At 37.3% G+C, this 17437-nt stretch carries 24 protein-coding genes; all 24 read left to right on the forward strand.

Features of this window, described 5'->3' with window-relative positions:
• The first annotated feature begins 262 nt into the window (after positions 1 to 262).
• The 24 genes from IFU39_RS19745 to IFU39_RS19850 all read left to right on the forward strand — a co-directional run bounded on the left by IFU39_RS19745 (position 263) and on the right by IFU39_RS19850 (position 17419).
• Positions 263 to 868: an oxidoreductase gene (locus IFU39_RS19745; protein ID WP_341072748.1), complete on the forward strand. Its 606-nt coding sequence runs from the start codon at positions 263 to 265 to the stop codon at positions 866 to 868.
• A gap of 221 nt (positions 869 to 1089) precedes the next feature.
• Positions 1090 to 1506 carry a hypothetical protein gene (locus tag IFU39_RS19750; protein ID WP_150366416.1) on the forward strand — a complete coding sequence of 139 codons (417 nt, stop codon included), beginning with the start codon at positions 1090 to 1092 and terminating at the stop codon, positions 1504 to 1506.
• 37 nt (positions 1507 to 1543) lie between these two features.
• Positions 1544 to 2239, forward strand: coding sequence for a hypothetical protein (locus IFU39_RS19755; RefSeq protein ID WP_192134418.1), 696 nt, complete (start codon positions 1544 to 1546; stop codon positions 2237 to 2239).
• Between the two features lie 131 nt (positions 2240 to 2370).
• The gene (locus IFU39_RS19760; protein ID WP_192134420.1) at positions 2371 to 2679 is read left to right on the forward strand and encodes a hypothetical protein; all 309 of its coding nucleotides are present in this window, start codon (positions 2371 to 2373) and stop codon (positions 2677 to 2679) included.
• Between the two features lie 86 nt (positions 2680 to 2765).
• The gene (locus IFU39_RS19765; RefSeq protein WP_206759574.1) at positions 2766 to 3095 is read left to right on the forward strand and encodes a hypothetical protein; all 330 of its coding nucleotides are present in this window, start codon (positions 2766 to 2768) and stop codon (positions 3093 to 3095) included.
• Positions 3096 to 3245: 150 nt separating this feature from the next.
• Positions 3246 to 3395 (forward strand): DUF6557 family protein, encoded by a 150-nt coding sequence (locus IFU39_RS33600; protein ID WP_445739053.1) that lies wholly within the window; start codon positions 3246 to 3248, stop codon positions 3393 to 3395.
• 70 nt (positions 3396 to 3465) lie between these two features.
• Positions 3466 to 3966: a hypothetical protein gene (locus tag IFU39_RS19770; RefSeq protein WP_192134778.1), complete on the forward strand. Its 501-nt coding sequence runs from the start codon at positions 3466 to 3468 to the stop codon at positions 3964 to 3966.
• A 423-nt stretch (positions 3967 to 4389) separates the two neighbouring features.
• The gene (locus tag IFU39_RS19775; protein WP_150366412.1) at positions 4390 to 4782 is read left to right on the forward strand and encodes a hypothetical protein; all 393 of its coding nucleotides are present in this window, start codon (positions 4390 to 4392) and stop codon (positions 4780 to 4782) included.
• Positions 4783 to 4993: 211 nt separating this feature from the next.
• Positions 4994 to 5425 (forward strand): DUF4279 domain-containing protein, encoded by a 432-nt coding sequence (locus IFU39_RS19780; RefSeq protein ID WP_341072749.1) that lies wholly within the window; start codon positions 4994 to 4996, stop codon positions 5423 to 5425.
• Between the two features lie 170 nt (positions 5426 to 5595).
• The gene (locus IFU39_RS19785) at positions 5596 to 5826 is read left to right on the forward strand and encodes a hypothetical protein (RefSeq protein ID WP_192134424.1); all 231 of its coding nucleotides are present in this window, start codon (positions 5596 to 5598) and stop codon (positions 5824 to 5826) included.
• An 88-nt stretch (positions 5827 to 5914) separates the two neighbouring features.
• Positions 5915 to 6550 carry an AAA family ATPase gene (locus IFU39_RS19790; protein ID WP_192134426.1) on the forward strand — a complete coding sequence of 212 codons (636 nt, stop codon included), beginning with the start codon at positions 5915 to 5917 and terminating at the stop codon, positions 6548 to 6550.
• 105 nt (positions 6551 to 6655) lie between these two features.
• A complete protein-coding gene (locus IFU39_RS19795) occupies positions 6656 to 7030 on the forward strand; it encodes a hypothetical protein (RefSeq protein WP_192134428.1) in 375 nt (124 codons plus the stop codon).
• 111 nt (positions 7031 to 7141) lie between these two features.
• The gene (locus tag IFU39_RS19800; protein WP_192134430.1) at positions 7142 to 8941 is read left to right on the forward strand and encodes a serine hydrolase domain-containing protein; all 1800 of its coding nucleotides are present in this window, start codon (positions 7142 to 7144) and stop codon (positions 8939 to 8941) included.
• A gap of 330 nt (positions 8942 to 9271) precedes the next feature.
• On the forward strand, positions 9272 to 10498 hold the full coding sequence (locus tag IFU39_RS19805; RefSeq protein ID WP_223199973.1) for a WXG100 family type VII secretion target: 1227 nt from the start codon (positions 9272 to 9274) through the stop codon (positions 10496 to 10498).
• Positions 10499 to 10510: 12 nt separating this feature from the next.
• Positions 10511 to 10804 carry a hypothetical protein gene (locus IFU39_RS19810; RefSeq protein WP_223199890.1) on the forward strand — a complete coding sequence of 98 codons (294 nt, stop codon included), beginning with the start codon at positions 10511 to 10513 and terminating at the stop codon, positions 10802 to 10804.
• Between the two features lie 210 nt (positions 10805 to 11014).
• Positions 11015 to 11245, forward strand: coding sequence for a hypothetical protein (locus IFU39_RS19815; protein ID WP_192134432.1), 231 nt, complete (start codon positions 11015 to 11017; stop codon positions 11243 to 11245).
• Positions 11220 to 11516: a phage integrase N-terminal SAM-like domain-containing protein gene (locus tag IFU39_RS32605; protein ID WP_149846460.1), complete on the forward strand. Its 297-nt coding sequence runs from the start codon at positions 11220 to 11222 to the stop codon at positions 11514 to 11516. Before IFU39_RS19815 ends, IFU39_RS32605 begins: the two co-directional genes overlap by 26 nt.
• Positions 11501 to 11821 (forward strand): tyrosine-type recombinase/integrase, encoded by a 321-nt coding sequence (locus tag IFU39_RS32610; protein WP_223199891.1) that lies wholly within the window; start codon positions 11501 to 11503, stop codon positions 11819 to 11821. Before IFU39_RS32605 ends, IFU39_RS32610 begins: the two co-directional genes overlap by 16 nt.
• A 190-nt stretch (positions 11822 to 12011) precedes the next feature.
• Entirely contained in the window at positions 12012 to 12761 is a 750-nt protein-coding gene (locus tag IFU39_RS19825; RefSeq protein WP_149846462.1) for a metallophosphoesterase family protein, read from the forward strand.
• Between the two features lie 57 nt (positions 12762 to 12818).
• On the forward strand, positions 12819 to 13313 hold the full coding sequence (locus IFU39_RS19830; RefSeq protein ID WP_149846463.1) for a hypothetical protein: 495 nt from the start codon (positions 12819 to 12821) through the stop codon (positions 13311 to 13313).
• 463 nt (positions 13314 to 13776) lie between these two features.
• Positions 13777 to 14121: a hypothetical protein gene (locus tag IFU39_RS19835; RefSeq protein ID WP_149846464.1), complete on the forward strand. Its 345-nt coding sequence runs from the start codon at positions 13777 to 13779 to the stop codon at positions 14119 to 14121.
• Between the two features lie 148 nt (positions 14122 to 14269).
• Positions 14270 to 14833: a hypothetical protein gene (locus tag IFU39_RS19840; RefSeq protein WP_192134434.1), complete on the forward strand. Its 564-nt coding sequence runs from the start codon at positions 14270 to 14272 to the stop codon at positions 14831 to 14833.
• 112 nt (positions 14834 to 14945) lie between these two features.
• On the forward strand, positions 14946 to 15500 hold the full coding sequence (locus IFU39_RS19845; RefSeq protein WP_149846466.1) for a hypothetical protein: 555 nt from the start codon (positions 14946 to 14948) through the stop codon (positions 15498 to 15500).
• Positions 15501 to 15793: 293 nt separating this feature from the next.
• Positions 15794 to 17419: a serine hydrolase domain-containing protein gene (locus IFU39_RS19850; RefSeq protein WP_188310534.1), complete on the forward strand. Its 1626-nt coding sequence runs from the start codon at positions 15794 to 15796 to the stop codon at positions 17417 to 17419.
• Positions 17420 to 17437: the final 18 nt, after the last annotated feature.

Genomic DNA, 17437 nt, shown 5'->3' on the forward strand with positions numbered 1-17437 from the left:
ATTCCAAAAGCATCGGAAGGTCGTCAGATTCCCTGTGGGATGAAGAACGGCCTTTTTGTTTTATTACTATAATGAAAGGTTCCACTGCATACTCGCATTCTACGCAACCCTGCATATATTCAGCGTATTTACAGCCCATTAGATTGTATGGATGAGGGTTTGAGAAAAGTAATAAATCTCCCTTATTCTCCAATTTGGTTTCGCAATTGTAACAATATGGGTTAATATATACGTAGTTCAGGCACTAGTAGGAGGTAATTCAGTGAGAAAAAATATTGCGATAATCATACTAATGGTTGGATTGATAATAAGCATGTACTTCAACTATAAATTCAAAGCGTACAAAGACAATCAAGAAGTGGATTACACCGTTAAACTGAATCATGGAACCGAAATTGGTATAAAAGAATCAATCTACAATTTAGATAATGTGATCAAAAGCTTAGAGGACAATTCTTCGAAGGAGACAGTCATACATGGATTAGGAAATGTGGCCGTATCTTTGAAAGTGGGTGAAGAATCATTCATCTTTTTGGATTCCGACATCAGGGAAGATCAATTATCATCAACCTATTTAATCTATAATGTGTTTAGAGATATGTATACGTATATAAGTGTAGAAATCACAGACGACATTATATCGAATAAGATATCGCTAGAAAAAGAATCGAGAAATCAACTGATTAAGGATATAGGAGTGTTTAAACAAGATTTGGAGTATATTGATAGTCAATTTAACGAGGATATTCTGAAAAAACAAAGTCCTAAGTGGATTGAAAACAAATGGAAAGAGTTAATTGGAGAGATTGTAAATCGGAATACGGAGTTTAAGTTATATGAAAGAATTAAAACGAAATACAATCTATAAGTGTTTTGTGGAAGGTAATGAGATCTAAATAACAACATATCTACGCTACGTTGCCTCCACTTCTTTGTCTGCCGAGGGTATTCGAAGAAGTGGAGGCAGCAGGTAACCCTGCACTACCTTATTGAATTGCGACAAGTCGCTGCATCTTTAAAGTAGTGAGGGTTTGTAGATATAAGAACACTTTATGAAATTCTCGATAAAACTTTTTTTGGGGAGGACTTATGAAATCATTACCAATTATCAATACGCCTCCATACTTTAAGATTCTAAATTGTAATATCACCGAGGTTCTAGATGGATTACTAATAGAAGATAATTCTATTTTATTTTTAGACATTTACCATGAAGAAGATCTCGATACCTACTTATCTAAAAATAAAGTATTAAAGTTAGATAATGTGATACAAATAATCGATAACTCAAATAAGATGAGTTTTATACCATATATTAAATCCAAGAAAGATTTATTAGATCAATACAGGTATCAAGACTGGGACTTTTCTTGTATTGTCTTTGATAAAAATTTAAAGTGTCTTTTCTACATAAGAGGAATAGAGGACACAGGAGAGAATGGAATTAGAATAAAAGAAATGGAGCCAAACTTATATAATAAATATTTTTTTAATTATCAAGAATAGAAAGTAACTCTTATGTAGATGAGTAAGGAGGGACATTATGAAGCTTTTTCGTGGAAAAGAAGCCTTAATTCAAGGTACTGATCTTATAAAACCTTTAATATATACGCCTCTAGGAACAATTGAACTTTCTCTTGCTGTCTCCAGCGAATGTTATCTTCCTACTCACTGTGCTCAGCTCAAACATGGCGGCACACTATACCAGTATTACTACGACGCGTTTGATTGCGAGTTATTGCTCTGTAATCTGAACCATAATCTTTCTTCACCTCAGGAAGTAGACGAATGCTGGGGGGCCGTATTTAGAATCAAACCCAATGCATATCATCAGATAAGCACGTGTAGCTTTTCTGCTTCTTGGAAAGAGGGATACAGCTGGGACGATTACGGAGCTGACACGGGAGAAAATCTTGAAGCTGTAGAATATGAGAATGAACAATACCGTCTACACATAGGAACTCAAGAAAAACCACTGATAATGCGAAAAAGAAACCAAGGTGATATGATTCCTAAATTTCTTGCTTTAAATTCTGATTTTGAGAATTATAGTTTTGTCTTACATTCTGATCAAGGCATTGAAGTAGCTATGATACCTATGTCAGAGATGGATTCTCACGAGATATGCCAAGTACATTTTTTAATAGCTTGGAAGAGAAAAATAGAAGATGATATTTCGACTTGGCTAGCTGTAGACCAGCCTACGAAAGAAATCTTAAAGGGAGAAGATATTTGGTAAACGATAAACGAAAATAGTATATAAAGACCAAGAGATACAATTTTGAGCAAGTGGTGGAAGAGTTGTACTACTTTACATAAAAATAGAGGATGAATTTTGATATACGTCTAAGGTAGAAGGAGAGAATGTAAATGAACAACATAAACTCTCATAATTGCAACCTAAATATAAGGTATGATCTACCTGATGAAGTGTGGGATAAAGTTTCTAAAGTATATGAGCGGATGCCAGGGTGGAGTGGTTATAAAAGTGGAATTCCATATTGGTTTGGAACTGAAGAGGATGATGTCTTCATTCAAGCATCCGTTGAGCCTAGTGGATTATCATTTTATGCACAGATGAATAGCGATGTATGGATATCTTGGATAGAAACATTTAAGTTGGAAGCGTCAAAAGTGTTGGGGTTTGATGTTGGCGAACCTGAAGATGGATATGTGTGATGAAAGAAGGAGGATAAAAAGAAAAAATGATAAACTCTATTAGCATTGATGAACGGAATGGGACCACATTTAATGAAGAGATCGTTATGAACCCTACATGGGCAGACAGTTTACGTTTTTTGAGAAAACTCGATGGAGATACATTTACATTAGTTTTTCTTGAGGTATCAGACACAGGTTCAGCATTAGTTGGAGGGGGACCGGAATATTTTGTAGTGTCTATTACAATGGATGAACATATATATACGCTTATGAACGATAAGCAGGGAAATAGTGAAATTTCTCTAGTTATTGGTGGTCAGTTAGGAAATTATTGCGATAACATTTGTATAGAATTAATACCCATGCTTGAAGTACTACAGTATTTTCATGAAACTGGTAAACTACACGAATCACATCAATGGAAGCAAGAATAATATTGACTTTTAAAGTAACTTGAAGAAAAAAATTAGCTTCATCTAACATTAAAATCAACATATTCGGTTGAAAATGCATTTCTAAGGAGCATATTCACTGGAGAGAGTAGCGGATGCAGAATAATTGCCAGAAAAGTTGGAGACAGCATACTGTATTTTTATGTAGATCATAAAGTAATTGAAAATTTTTCGAGTGAACAAATTGTAACGCTTTGTTTATATGAAATGACTTGGCTTGGTTTTACTGAAGAACAAATCAAGAGCAAGACCGATAACTTGGAGAACGACAAATCATCTTAGCAAGTACTACTCAACACAGGAACATTATATGAATCCCAGAAAACTATACATCCATGAAATGAGTGATTTTATGAATATACAAGATTTAAGGGATTGGTCGGATAAGCATAATGCAAGAAATCGGGCAATAGAGGCTTTTTGGCATAACTTAGAAACCTATAGAGTTGAAGATCCTGAGGAGTTTACAGAGTTATTTTGGGATTACGACCAAAAGTATTTGAAAATTTGGATAGAGGATATATCACTCCATATCAAGAGTCTGGAATACCTGGACCCAAGTAATAAAGAGCTTGAATATATTGAAGTTAAGGTCAGAATTGAATATCGAGCAAATCATATAGGCTATTACAGATTAATTTTCGGTATAGACGGCCAGGTTGAAGATGATTATTTTATTTCGGATTGGACTGGATTAAGACTGTATCAAACAAGGAACTTGTTAGAAGATATGATGGAAGAGATCGAAAACGACCTGATCAATGGGGAAATAAAAGAAAAAGAAGCTATGAAATTAATGAAAATCATAGAAGAGAAGAAAGAAAAAATTCGAAACAGCTATGCTGAGTCGTGAGCATAGGAAACGTTATTAATATCATAACGGGAGAGCTTAGCTCAGCCTAAGGCGCAGAAAAATATTAAATTTTTTTAACTTTAGCACCTTGAGCTCGGCAATAGAAAGATATTTTTCAATTATTTAGATTAATTTGGATATTTCCTTGAGGAAGGTACACTGATTCCCTGTGGGATGAAGAAGGGCCTCCCTTGTTTGTTTTGTCATCACAAAAGAAAGGTTCCTCTGATTCACTTCATATTCGCATCCCATACAACCCACCATATAATGAGCGTATTAAAAAAACATTGGACCATATGGACATGTGAGATTAAGTATTCTGATAATTATCCCATTTTAACCAAATTTTCCTTTGTGAATATCACCACATAGGTTATCATATACGTAGTTCAGATATTACGATGAATGTGTAGTTTTTTCGAAGTGAATGAATTAGATGTTGTAAGAAAAACTAGGAAAATATATAACCATGAAAATCAAAGGATGAAAGAAATGAATAAGAAGACATATCTTGTAAATATAGCTTATCTAATTGACTTGACTGACGAAGAATATAAAGAATTTGATGGGGAATTGACTCCTATACTAGAGAATGAAATTACAATAAGGAGAGATTTGAAATTACATTGGGAGAGCAGTTCCTCTGTATTGCTCGATCCAGAAGCAATGAATTGCGGAAGATGCGCAAAATGTAATTCATGGGTAACTGATAGAGACAAACCAAATCATATTGATGAACTAAATAACGGAGCAGTTGTTGAAGGACAATTACTTTGTGATGAGTGTTTGCCAGAGGAGCATAGGTGGGCTTTTTAGATAATGGATAATGTGAGTAATTTGCAGAAATCTACCCATCACATAACAAAAGTTTCGCGCTATGGGCATGCGCCCTTAACCGTAAGAAGAGATACATTAGAAGCATGATCACCAACACAGGTTTCATTCCTAAGATAAGAACTATTTAAGGATGAAGCCAGTCATGAATTTATGAACGTAAGGTGAACTCCATACATCCATTTTTAAAGAGGTGAAACCCCTGAAAGACAAAACCGAAGTGATGGCTTATTTTAGTTTGTTTGGAGATGAATTCGATCCGAATCATGTAACTTCAATACTTAGAATCGAACCTACCAATACGGCTTACAAAGGCGACATAATTAACAAAAAGCATCGAATAAAAGAAACATCATGGACATTAGGTACGGATTATGAAGAATCATTAGATGTGAATCACCAATTAATAAAAGTAGTCGATATGTTAAGAAACAAAGCAAAAGAGATCAATTCGATTCGGATTGAACATCAATTAAGCACGAAATTTTTCATTGTAATAAGAATAGAAGAGGGGGAAACGCCTGCTCTTTATTTCGATTCTGATTTTATTGAATTTGTTAATATGATTCATGCTGAAGTTGATGTTGATTTATATGCAAATCCATATAATGAAAAATTGGAATAAGAAATATAGTTTTTAAAACAGGCTTCGAAGGAATGGACATCAGATAACATTGTGTAGGAATGAATGAACCTTAAGGATCATCAATATCGGATAACAAGGTGTTTATGATGTGGGACAGGTATCATTTTTGCTGAAAATAGTGGTGTTTCCTTAAAGGAGGATCTTAAAAAATGGGAAAACGGCATTCTATTGATAAAGCGGAGTGGTCAGAAACAAGAGAGAACCAGTATCACAAAGACTGCAAGGATAAGGCATTTGAATTTGGCGATAGACTCATCGAAGTAGATGGCACGGTTTATTTGAAACGAAAAGAAGTCCAAATTAAGGTGATTAAACCTCTTAAACGAAAAACATTTTGGTATGAAACATGGCTGAAGATCAAAGAACTCTACAATGCATAGTCTAACATGAAATTCAACATGATCACTTAAGAGCCAGTGAAGGTTGATTAATTATTTTGTGAGTCATATCAGGAGGTAATATATTTCAATGACGATAATTTGTCTCGAAGGTGCCAGCTCTGTAGGTAAAAGTACGACTTGTCAGCAATTCGCTACACAATATGATGCATTTATTGTTCCAGAAACAGGGATTCTTTTTGAAACTCCTCATCTTGAAGGTAAGGAACTTATGATGTGGTTACTGGAGAGACAAATTGAAAGATGGCATATAGCAGCTGAGAAGAATCAACAACATGAGTATGTGATTTTGGATGGTGATGTATTTAAGATTTGGTACAGTTGGATATATGGTTATGAGCACCTATCTTTAGATGAAACAGCGAACTTTTTTAGAGAGAAGTTATCAGAGAATGAAATATCATTACCGGATGCATATGTTCTATTCTGGGCGGAAGAAGATGAGCTGCGCAAGCGAAAGGAAATGGATCAGACAAGATCCAGAAGAAATTTTGATAAACACCTACGCATGATTGAACCTCAAATGAGATACTTCCATTATCTTAATGAACTGGTACCAGGATATGTGGGAATTCATAAAGCTGAGTCTATAGCAGATAATATACATCATATTGTAAAGCATTGCGAGACATTACCGGGCATAAAAAAACGAGAGATCGAGATCTTTGATAGAGTCATTGATTTTTACAAGAGTACTACTCCTTAAACTCCGTATGGTGTTTGATATTAGTTTCCAAAACTACTGTAGCTGTGCCTTGGATAACTGACCAAATACTGTGACCAAAGGAAAAAGGAATATGTGAGGTGAGTTATGGGCGTAAGAAAAAAATATAAACGTAAAATCGTTCGATCCAATCGACTATTCTATTGGTATGTTGACCCGGATATTGACGACGAAGGGATAATCAAATTACATATCGTTTCTGAGGATAAGAAGTTAATCGTCACTTATGAAGTGGGACAACACAGTATTAAGAACAAGCCCCCATTTATAGTCATCATCGGAGAAGAATTTGAAGGCTGGACAACAGAATATATAGGATACAGAAGAGTACTAACACCGAAATGGAGCGATGAGATCATCACGCCAAAGTTGATAGGAGAAATTATTGATTGGTGCCTCTTGAAAAACAAAGAAATAAACATCGTTAATTGGAAAGGTGAAATTCTCCAACCTATCTCCTGAATAGCGTGTAATTGTAGTTGAAAAAAATTTAGATTCATGTGGACTCTTTTGAAAACGTATACGTGAAAAAAGAGTATGTAATTAACATTTGATACATAAGGAGAGAAGCTAATGCAGATGAATCGTGGATATCACGCGGTTAACAAAGTAATCGCTTGTGTTCTGTCATTCATATTTATCATTATGGCAATAGCAGTACCTGCCCACGCTGATGAGAAACAGGTTGAGACTACACCATCCAGGATTCCTTTATCCAATTTAGAGGAAACGATTGATGCTTATGTAGCCTCGTATGAGAAGTATACTGCTGCCGTTTCGGTTGTGGCTATCAAAGACGGTGAAACCATTGTGAATAAGGCATATGGTTACGCAGATATTGAGAATCAGCGAAAGGCGGATACCTCTACGGTTTTTGAATGGGCTTCCATCTCAAAACTGTTGGTCTATACGAGTGTGATGCAGCTTGTCGAACAAGGAAAGCTTGATTTGGAGACGGATATCCAGGAATATCTGCCAGAGGGATTTTTCAAAAAGCTGAAATATGATGATCCGATTACCCTATTGAACCTGATGCATCACAATGCGGGTTGGGAAGATCAAACAGTCACGGAAGTGTATTATTACGACGAGAATGAAAATGTTGATTTGGGAGAAACGTTGCGTAAAAATGAGCCGAAACAGATATATAAACCGAATAGCGTCGTTGGTTATTCAAACTATAGCGTTGGATTAGCCGGTTACATCGTGGAATTGGTAAGTGGGCAACCTTATTATGAATATGTTAATCAACATATTTTCGAACCTCTTCATATGAACGACACTACGGTTCATCCAACGGGGCGAGATCGTCCAGACATCGTACAGAGAAGGAATGAGGTTGAAGGGTATACGAAAGATTTGAAACTGATCCCTGAGAACAGAGTATACGTAACGTTTTATCCTACAGGGGCAGCGATTGGGACAGCAGAAGATTTAGGGAAATTCCTTGCGGCATTGATGCCTGTGGATGATAGCAATGTATTATTTAAGAACAGGGATACGTTGAACGAAATGTTGTCGACAAGTCTCTATTATGACGGGACTTCTACTCCGCGATTTGCGCATGGGTTCGTTGAGATGGAATACTGGGTGCCTGCACTGATGCATGAGGGGAATCTGAAAGGGTTCTCCAGCAAACTTGTCTTTGATCCCGAATCTAAATTTGGGATGGTGGTCATGACAAACCAGTCTTTTGAAGAAATTTATTATTATGGGCTTATCAAAGAGATTTTTGGCGATAACGTAAATTCTAATATTATTACTTCAGAGGGGGGAGGATATTTTCAATCCGCACGACGACCTGCCGCTAGATTTACCGATTTATTCAGACAGCTTGATATAACGAAATTTTCAAAAGCTGAGTTAAGTAGTCTTTATAATGTGGTCGAGCATAATGGCGTGGTTGAGAAAATTTCCTTCACTCCTTACATGGATTACTTGCCTGTATCGAAATGGAAGGTGAACTTGATTGTAATATCTTTTATTCCTGTCATACTAGCTATCCTTTTCAGTGTGACTGCTTTGCTCGTCTATTTTATCCGGATGCTACTTCACAAACGAAATAAACGAGGAAATCCTCGGATAGATTTTAATAAATATCATCTTGCAATTAATATTGCAGGTGCGGTACTTCCTCTTAACCTGTTAATCATACACACGAGACTTCCCAATTATCCTGCTCACTCTTCGATACGGATCAATTTAATGTTTAACCTACTTTATGTGGTTCTAGCAGTCGCGTATCTTGGCTTGCTTATGTTCAAACTGCGGAAGAACAGTTACAGCAAAAAGCAAAAGGTGATGTACATCATGTCTGGCATCTCGGCGTTCATCTTGGCTGCTTTTGTTGTGGGATGGCATTTGTATGTTTAGAAGGGCAGAAGCTAAATATAGATATTTCAAACATTACAAAGGCTTGCGGATGACTCCTATATATAAGTGATATTAAGTGAGGTCAATTACAAAGACATAAAGACAGCAGTTCCTTATCGGGACCTGCTGTCTTTAAATTAGTTGGACAAGCATATAAACAAAGTCAAAGGTAACAACAAAAATGATCAGGGCTCTAGTTTAGATCCTTTACTGGCTTATTGCTACAGGTATTTGACAGAGGTAATAAATGAACGGTAAAATCCAGATATTCCCTGAATTCAGAAACTAAATATTTCTTTAGTAGGTGTGAGGTATTCTATGACGAGAATTATGGTTACGCCAGAGCAACTTTTCGCAATTAGTAAACAGTTCTCTACAGCTTATACTACCCTTCAACACATGAATGAAAGTCTTCTACGAAGCATGACTGATATAGAAGCGAACTGGGATGGGAGTACTAGAGAAAGGTTCTACTATGATTTCAAGAAGTCACAGCTTGTTATGACTGAAGTTGTCACACTTATGAGTTCAATATCAACTGTGTTACATAACCATGGAGAACGATTTCTCCAAGCTGATCACGAGTCGGAAGGGCAAGTAGACATGAACTGTTTACCACCACCCCCACCGAATGCTTGTGGCCCACAGGAAGGTGTAGACGATCGGAATGCAATTGAGAAGTCTGTAGATAGTTTAAAAGAGCTAGGACAAGCATTTATACAATCGGCAGATGACCGATATCAGAAGAGATATGATAGTGTAGGCGGATTTCTGGATTACTGGACATTTGGTATTCCAAGTGGACTCGTAAACGGGTATGTTGATCGAGCTGACAAAGCTTTAGAGTCGCCTCAAGACACACTGAACTGGTTGACATTTGGAGTCCATGGAACGATTAGGGAAGCCGTTTTGCCTACAAATGCTTGGTCAAGTGAACATTGGGCAAGTATGCTTGGTACAGGTGGTATGGTATTAGGGGTAAGCTCTGTTTTCAAACCAAAGCTGCATATCGATACCCCTGTCAAATATGAGGGCGCAGTGGATTTTAGACAGATTTTAAGTGACGGACAACGCAATGAGCTTCCGCTGACGGATAACCAAAAGATTGAGATAAAGAGTTACTTGAACAAGCTTGATTTCCCCGAAGAAAATATCTTAATCGCACAACCTGGTTATTATGATACCTGGAATACAGGCATGATGTATAATCGCTTGGTCATCAATACGGATGTCTTACCAGCAGCAGCCCCGGGAGTAGGGACTTTGAGTGCGAATACACGCATTTCAATGAATGCTACACTAGCTCACGAGATTGTTGGGCACTATGAGGCTTCTATCGCAGGCAGATCGTTCCCACTTTATGATCTTCCTCCTGAAGTCATCAAGAGAAACTATGCTCTTGATGAGGCTCAGGCAAGTATCCGGGCAGCAAGGTTTGCTCCTGAACTCAATTCTACTGAACGGTATGCTTTATTAAGAGACGCGATGGTTAGACTTCGTAATGCCGATCTCAGAGTGCGAGATGTCAAAGGCGAGCTATTCATAGATCAGAGATAAGGAGGCCTTACAATGGAAACTAAAATGCTGTTTGGCGTTGGGTTAGTCTTCGATACACCGGAATTCGGAACCATCGTCATGGGAGCCAATGAAGAGTTGGATGAACTAACTCCGTCAACAATCAAAGAGATGATCGGTGACCAGATTATTATCAAAAAAACGGATGGGGAGGAGCAAGTGTTTGGAGTTGTTTCTACTCAAATTAATCATTCTATTGCGGGTAAAAAGAATATCGGTATATGTTTGGGTAAAAGTATATCCCCAGACGAAATACCTGCGGGTTCAATCGTCTACTGTTATCCATGAGGACAAATTGACAGTAGGTATACTTTGTTGAATCTACATGGAGTGGCAGTTTTTATTGCACTGACTGTGCCCATCTTTCTTTTAAAGATCATATATGTTCCGAAAGCATCGGAAGGTCATCTGATTCCCTTTTTGGGATGAGGATAGCCTTCCTTTTTATTTCTCAGAATTGCGGAGAAAGACATAGACTCAAACAAAGGAGAGTTTCCTATGAACGATGATAATACAACGGAAAAGAAGATTACCATAACTAAAGGTTCCACTGATTCATTGCATATTCGTTGTCCCTATAACCCTGCATATATTCAGTGCATTCGCCAGATTACGGGCAGAAAGTGGGAACCCAAACAGAAAATGTGGATCATACCCTGCACTATTGCGGCCATCCAGGAGTTTACGAGCCAGTTTGATCCAGATGAAGTTCAGATTACCCCGGAGTAAAGAACCGTTACAGAAGGCACTAAAGTTACGAGGATATAGTCGCAAAACGATCAAAGCGTATTGTAATCAGGTCGAGCGTTTTCTAAGCAGCCTTAGCCTTAAAAATAAGGATGTCACTACTTCCAATGTTCAGATGTATTGTTTAGGTTTGCTGGAGCGAGGAATTTCCCATTCAAGCGTGAATCAGACCATTAGCGCGCTCCGCTTCTATTGCAAACATGGAGAACGCTTCTTTCAAGCCTCGCCTGGGATAGGGTGCAGAAATACATAGATGAATACAGACCCAATCGTTGGCTATTTCCGGGCCAATCTTCTGAACGACATCTTACCGAGCGGAGCGTACAGAAGGTTTTTGAAGAAGCTAGACAACGCGCAGGAATTATGAAAAAGGTAAGTATCCATGCGTTGAGACACTCCTTCGCCACTCATTTGTTAGAGAACGGGACAGACCTGCGCTACATTCAGGAGTTACTTGGTCATACGAGTGCACGTACAACTCAGCGATATACGCATGTGAGTACGAAAAATATCCAGCGTATTCAAAGCCGGCTGGATCGGATGGATTTGGGAGATTGAATGCTTCGATAAATCCCCCTTTTTTACCAAATTCTTCTTCGCAAATACTACACCATAGGTTATCATATACGTAGTTCACATATCATGCAGGATGTGTGGTATTTACGAAGTACATAAATTAGATGTTATGAGAAATTATTGCAAGAAAAAATATCAAAGATAAATAAAAGTGATTGAAGGAGAATCCTAAATGAAGATTGCAATTATAACTGATATACATGGTAATTATCCGGCATTGAGTGCCGTATTCTCTGATATTGTTTTCCGCGGGGACATCGAACATACATATTGTCTGGGTGATATGATTGGTATCGGCCCTAACTCTAACGAAGTGCTTGAAGAGATAATGAATCGTAAGGATGTATCGGCGGTTTCAGGTAATCATGAAGAAGCGGTTTTAAAACTACTGCAAGGGAAAGATACCTTGCCAGGTCATGAAATGATTGCTGAACATCATAAGTGGGTCGGTAAGCAGCTAAAAAAAGAAAATATCAAGTTTATAGAAAATCTCCCTCAGACATTAGAAGTTGAAATAGAAGGGAAAAAAATATTAATAACGCATTACCATATGAAGAAAGAAGAAAGAGAAATAATAGATGAAACCCCTTCGGGATTAAAATTAGACGCAAGGTATGAAGGCTCACCGTATAGTCTCGTTTGTTTTGGTCATCATCATCCAATCCATTACTTCAAGACAGATCAAAGAGTTTATTTGAATCCTGGAGCTTTAGGTTGTAATGATCATGCGATTGCAAGATACGCGGTAGTAGAACTGAAAAAAAGAACAGTGAATATTCAGCTTATAGGAATCACATATGATAATAAAGCATTTTTGGAGTCTTTTGAGCAGTTAAAAGTTCCAGACAGAGAGTTTATGATAAAAGCATTTCATGGGAACCAACTTGAGAGAGATTTCAAAGATGGAAATAACATCTCATAACATAATATTCAAGCTACGTCTCCTTCGGAGCCTTGGTCTGCGGGAAGGAGCTATTACGTGAAGATAAACCAAGAAATAATAAAAATGCTATCTAACATTGAGTGGTTTAGTAAATGTGGAATGAGAGATTATCAGAGTAACACCATACTTTACACTAATTCTTGGGTTGAAGCTTCTGAATATTGTGATTCTCAAGAATGGGAAGAAACAACTTTGAAGACTAGAAATCAATTAACTTCATATTTGCATAATCATTTTTCAAAAGAGTATTTAGATTGGAATGCCTTAGTCAAAGAGGCAAAGACAATTAGCGATGAGATTTTAAACGAGCAGCTGAATAAAACTCGAAATGCGTTTCAACTAGATGATATGTTTGGTGAATGTGTAAGATGGGACATTTTGAACATCATTATGGAATACAGTTATTTAAATGAGTTAGGGAATAACCGCAATAAATTTTACTCCGATCACTTATTATACATATATTCAATCGGTCATTATCCTTGTGGATGGGAAGGAACGTGGCCTTCTGGCAAGTTAGTGATTTTTTAAATATTATTGAGGGTTTTTCAAGAAGTCAGTGACATCAGCTAACATAATGTTCACGCTGCGGGCATACGCTCTTGGTCCGTCATTCACGGGACACCCGACATGCGGTTCTACTATCAGTTCCATATGTGGCATTAGAGAGTTTACTTTTATTGGTATATCATAACACCGGAGTAAATTCACTAAAATATTGGATGTGACTCTATGAATCATGAACTATGCAATAAAATTAATGGATATTTAGAAGGAATAAGTAATGTACTTACTTTGGAGGATGTTCCATAGGTAATGAAGTATTTATCTTAGATCTATATCAGTGGGGTTAATGGACAAATTTGCACTTCTCAGGCTGTCGAATCATCCTCGTTAGTCACTTAAGGATTACAGACTCGTGAACATAACAGGTTACAAGAAAGAGTTACAATTAGAATGAAAACATACGTATAAAAGTGGGAGAGCAAACAGCATGAAGTTTAATTATAAGAATTTTTCTTGTGATACTGAGATCTATCTCAAAGACAATGACATTATAATCAGGTTTTTTAATCGATCTAAAGAACAAGCAGAAGCTGACATAATAAATCTAGTAATAGTTGATCCTGGGTATGGATATCTTTGCTTGAAAAATAAAGATGATGCAGCACTCTTAAGTGGATTCCTAGATGAGGACGTTTTTTCATCAGATGGGCATATAGATGCAGCAATTAGTTTAATTGAAAAAATCAGTCCAGCTACTAAGAATATGTATACTCCTTATCATATTACACGGTTTAAACAAACCAGTTTCGTTGAATATAACGGTGAATACTAATAAAAGATTCTCGAAGGTGACATCGTCATCATAGATGTAACTAAGATACTGATTAGGATGTGTGGATAGTTCAAAGATTCTTGAATTCAGTTGCTTTCTGTGGAGGAACAGATCGATTCGTATTAGGGAAAGTGAGGGGAGAGTGAATATGAAGAAGAGAAATATAGTGGTCTTGTTATCCGTCAGTTTTATCTTAATCTTCTTATTCATCTATAAATACTACACGTTAAATTATACGAATGAGGGTATAACAAACAAGGTTTTAAATCAAGATGGATATGCATTGACGCTGAGAACTCCAGAAATGCCGATTCAAATTTTTGTGAAATCTGAATGGATTCCATTCAGTGCAGGTGAACCTCTTAAAAGAGATATCAAAGTATCAGAGACTCATAGCAGCAATTTGATATTAGATGTGCAGAACAGAGATGATGATATTTATTTTAGTTTTAGGACTACATTTAATATGGATGATCCATCTGGGGAGTTCATATATAATGGTCTGTTTAATGAGAATGGAACGTTTACTTATTCACCAGAGGAAGTACGGTTATATGATAAAAACATGAATCAGCTCTCCGTAGTTCAGACAGGTATTGGTCCTGAAGCATCGTTCTCATTCGGAATTGAAACGGAAGAACAGAAATTAATAAGTGAGGGATTCTATGTGAAGTACGATGGATATAACGTGTATGATTATTCTAAGAAGTAATTCAGCGGTCACACCAAAATAGATAGGTGAAATCATTGCATAAGAAACCAGGCTCTCAGATATCCCAGAACATTGTAGAATAGATTTAACAATAAACAAATCAGGAGGATACATGGGTACAGACATTTGTTTCTTTGTAGAGGTAAGGCATTACAGGAGAGAATATGAATGGAATAATGGTGCTGTAAGAGAAATAACAAAGAGTGAGGAAGAATTGAATAGTACTGCTCGCTGGATCAGTATGGATAAGTGGATGATTAATCCTGATTATTACTTGTTTCCAGAAAAAAAGATCTCTAAATTGAAACTAAGTGATCCTCATGAATTTTATAGTGGGGGGCGGAATTATGATTTGTTTAGTGTTTTATCAAACACCAGGAATGATCAAAATCTACCTTTCATATCTTCGCCACGAGGAATTCCGGTAGATACCTCGCCAGACTTAAGTGAAGTTGTACTTGAGGATAAAGAAGATTTTTATGACCACAGTTGGCTTTTATTGGAGGAGATCCTTCAGTTCAATTGGGATCAAAGTTATTATTGTGATCAATTTATGGAGTACAGAAATATTAAAAATACATGCTCTGAATTTATCAATGTAACCATTCCAAAGTTATTGAAATTAGGGAGTACGGAAGATGTAAGAATGATTTTCTGGTTTGGTTAGATTTTATTGAGAACGCATTCGTAAAGGCGGGAGCAAATGCAGGACTATAAGGTTGCTCTGCCCTGATACCTTTATATCGTGATGAAATTACAGTTATTTTTAATGTTAAAGGAGATCAGCTAATGCAAATAGTTCGAAGGCATGGCTATGCTAACAAAGTGGTCGCCTGTGTTCTGTTATTCGTGTTTCTCATTATGGCATGCGGGTTACCGGCCCACGCTGAGATAGAGAATGTGGAGACTACGCCTTCCAGGATTCCGTTGTCCTCGCTAGAGGAGACGATCGATTCTTATGTGGCTACGCATGAGAAAAACACCGCTGCCGTTTCAATTGTGACTATCAAGAATGGGGAAACGATTTATAGTAAGGCCTATGGCTATGCAGATATTGAGCAACAGAGAAAGGCGGACAGCTCTACTGTTTTTGAATGGGGTTCCGTCACTAAACTGTTGGTCTGGACGAGTGTAATGCAGCTTGTCGAGCAGGGAAAGCTCGATCTACATACTAATATTCAGGAATATCTACCGAAAGGGTTTCTAAAGAAGCTGGAGTATGATGCCCCCATTACGCTATTAGATCTTATGAATCATCAAGCGGGTTGGGAGGATAGGATGCTTGAGTTATGGTATCTATCCGAGAATCAAGTTATGGATCTGGGAGAAACATTGCAAAAATTTGAGCCAAGACAGATCTATGAACCGAGGAGTGTATTTGCTTATTCAAACTATGGTGTTGCTATGGCTGCCTACATCGTAGAAGTGCAGAGCGGACAACCTTTTTACGAATACGTGAATGAACATATATTTAAACCACTGGATATGAAAGAAACTACGATTCATCCATCACATCAAGATCGTCCAGACCTCGTGCTGAGAAGGGATCAGATTCAAGGCTATACTGCTAATGCCGAACTCATCCCCAAAACCAAAGTATACATGAACATATATCCTGCAGGAGGTGCCATGGGCACCGCAGAAGATGCAGCAAAATTCCTAGCAGCCCTGATGCCAATCAATCGTGGTAATTTATTATTCAAGAACAAAGAAACCTTAAACGAAATGCTGTCAACCAGTCTGTATTATGATGGAACTTCTATCCCTCGAATCGCACATGGATTCATTGAGGTAGAGTACTGGACACCTGCACTGGAACACGGTGGGAATACATTGGGGTTTTCGAATAAATTGATCTTTGACCCGAAATCTAATTTTGGGTTAGTGGTGATGACCAACCAGTTCGAAGAAGAGGTATATTGTTTCGGTCTTGTCCAGAAATTGTTTGGGGATAATTACAGCACTAGCTCTGTAACCTCTGGAAATGATGGATATTATCTCACTACACGACGTTCCGGTTCTGGATTTACGAAGCTTTATTCGATTCTCTTGCTGAAAAAGTATTCCACATTTGATCTTAGTAACTTCACCAATGTTGTTGAGAAAGATGGTGTCGTTGAGAAGGTCTCCTTTACTTACAATGATTATGTACGTGTATCAAGCTCAACGATGATCTGGATCATTGCCTCTTTAATAGCTCTTGCAATAGCCATCGTATTCAATTTGAGAGCTGTGATTGGCTATTTTATCCGATTATGTTTTTACAGATTGAAAAAATGGGAAAGACCCGGGACAGGGTTTGATAAATATCATGTTGCCATTAATATTGCAGGTCTGGCATTCCTACTGAATACTACAGTACTAGCCATGCGAGCATTGAGTTTAAACGCCTCTTATTCTTCATTACGAATTCATCTCATCTTTAACCTGATTTATGTGATTCTAGCTTTAGCATATCTTGTCTTGCTAATCTACAAACTGTGGAAGATAAGTTACAGCAAAAAGCGAAAGGTTGTATATATCATGACCGGAGTATCGGCTTTCCTATTTGCTACTTTTATTGTGGGATGGGATTTGTATTTTTAGAAGGGCACTCATGAAGAG

It is taken from the genome of Paenibacillus sp. CFBP 13594, assembly GCF_014842675.1.
Taxonomy (GTDB): domain Bacteria; phylum Bacillota; class Bacilli; order Paenibacillales; family Paenibacillaceae; genus Paenibacillus; species Paenibacillus amylolyticus_B.

What these genes read in the sequence shown, in the direction of transcription:
- IFU39_RS19835 (WP_149846464.1), top strand. Translation starts at nt 13,777, where the DNA reads ATGAAGTTTAATTATAAGAATTTTTCTTGTGATACTGAGATCTATCTC.
- IFU39_RS19770 (WP_192134778.1), top strand. Translation starts at nt 3,466, where the DNA reads ATGAATATACAAGATTTAAGGGATTGGTCGGATAAGCATAATGCAAGA.
- IFU39_RS19760 (WP_192134420.1), top strand. Translation starts at nt 2,371, where the DNA reads ATGAACAACATAAACTCTCATAATTGCAACCTAAATATAAGGTATGAT.
- IFU39_RS19790 (WP_192134426.1), top strand. Translation starts at nt 5,915, where the DNA reads ATGACGATAATTTGTCTCGAAGGTGCCAGCTCTGTAGGTAAAAGTACG.
- IFU39_RS19785 (WP_192134424.1), top strand. Translation starts at nt 5,596, where the DNA reads ATGGGAAAACGGCATTCTATTGATAAAGCGGAGTGGTCAGAAACAAGA.
- IFU39_RS19800 (WP_192134430.1), top strand. Translation starts at nt 7,142, where the DNA reads ATGCAGATGAATCGTGGATATCACGCGGTTAACAAAGTAATCGCTTGT.
- IFU39_RS19845 (WP_149846466.1), top strand. Translation starts at nt 14,946, where the DNA reads ATGGGTACAGACATTTGTTTCTTTGTAGAGGTAAGGCATTACAGGAGA.
- IFU39_RS19815 (WP_192134432.1), top strand. Translation starts at nt 11,015, where the DNA reads ATGAACGATGATAATACAACGGAAAAGAAGATTACCATAACTAAAGGT.
- IFU39_RS19765 (WP_206759574.1), top strand. Translation starts at nt 2,766, where the DNA reads ATGAACCCTACATGGGCAGACAGTTTACGTTTTTTGAGAAAACTCGAT.
- IFU39_RS19810 (WP_223199890.1), top strand. Translation starts at nt 10,511, where the DNA reads ATGGAAACTAAAATGCTGTTTGGCGTTGGGTTAGTCTTCGATACACCG.
- IFU39_RS19840 (WP_192134434.1), top strand. Translation starts at nt 14,270, where the DNA reads ATGAAGAAGAGAAATATAGTGGTCTTGTTATCCGTCAGTTTTATCTTA.
- IFU39_RS19750 (WP_150366416.1), top strand. Translation starts at nt 1,090, where the DNA reads ATGAAATCATTACCAATTATCAATACGCCTCCATACTTTAAGATTCTA.
- IFU39_RS19795 (WP_192134428.1), top strand. Translation starts at nt 6,656, where the DNA reads ATGGGCGTAAGAAAAAAATATAAACGTAAAATCGTTCGATCCAATCGA.
- IFU39_RS32605 (WP_149846460.1), top strand. Translation starts at nt 11,220, where the DNA reads ATGAAGTTCAGATTACCCCGGAGTAAAGAACCGTTACAGAAGGCACTA.
- IFU39_RS19805 (WP_223199973.1), top strand. Translation starts at nt 9,272, where the DNA reads ATGGTTACGCCAGAGCAACTTTTCGCAATTAGTAAACAGTTCTCTACA.
- IFU39_RS19825 (WP_149846462.1), top strand. Translation starts at nt 12,012, where the DNA reads ATGAAGATTGCAATTATAACTGATATACATGGTAATTATCCGGCATTG.
- IFU39_RS19755 (WP_192134418.1), top strand. Translation starts at nt 1,544, where the DNA reads ATGAAGCTTTTTCGTGGAAAAGAAGCCTTAATTCAAGGTACTGATCTT.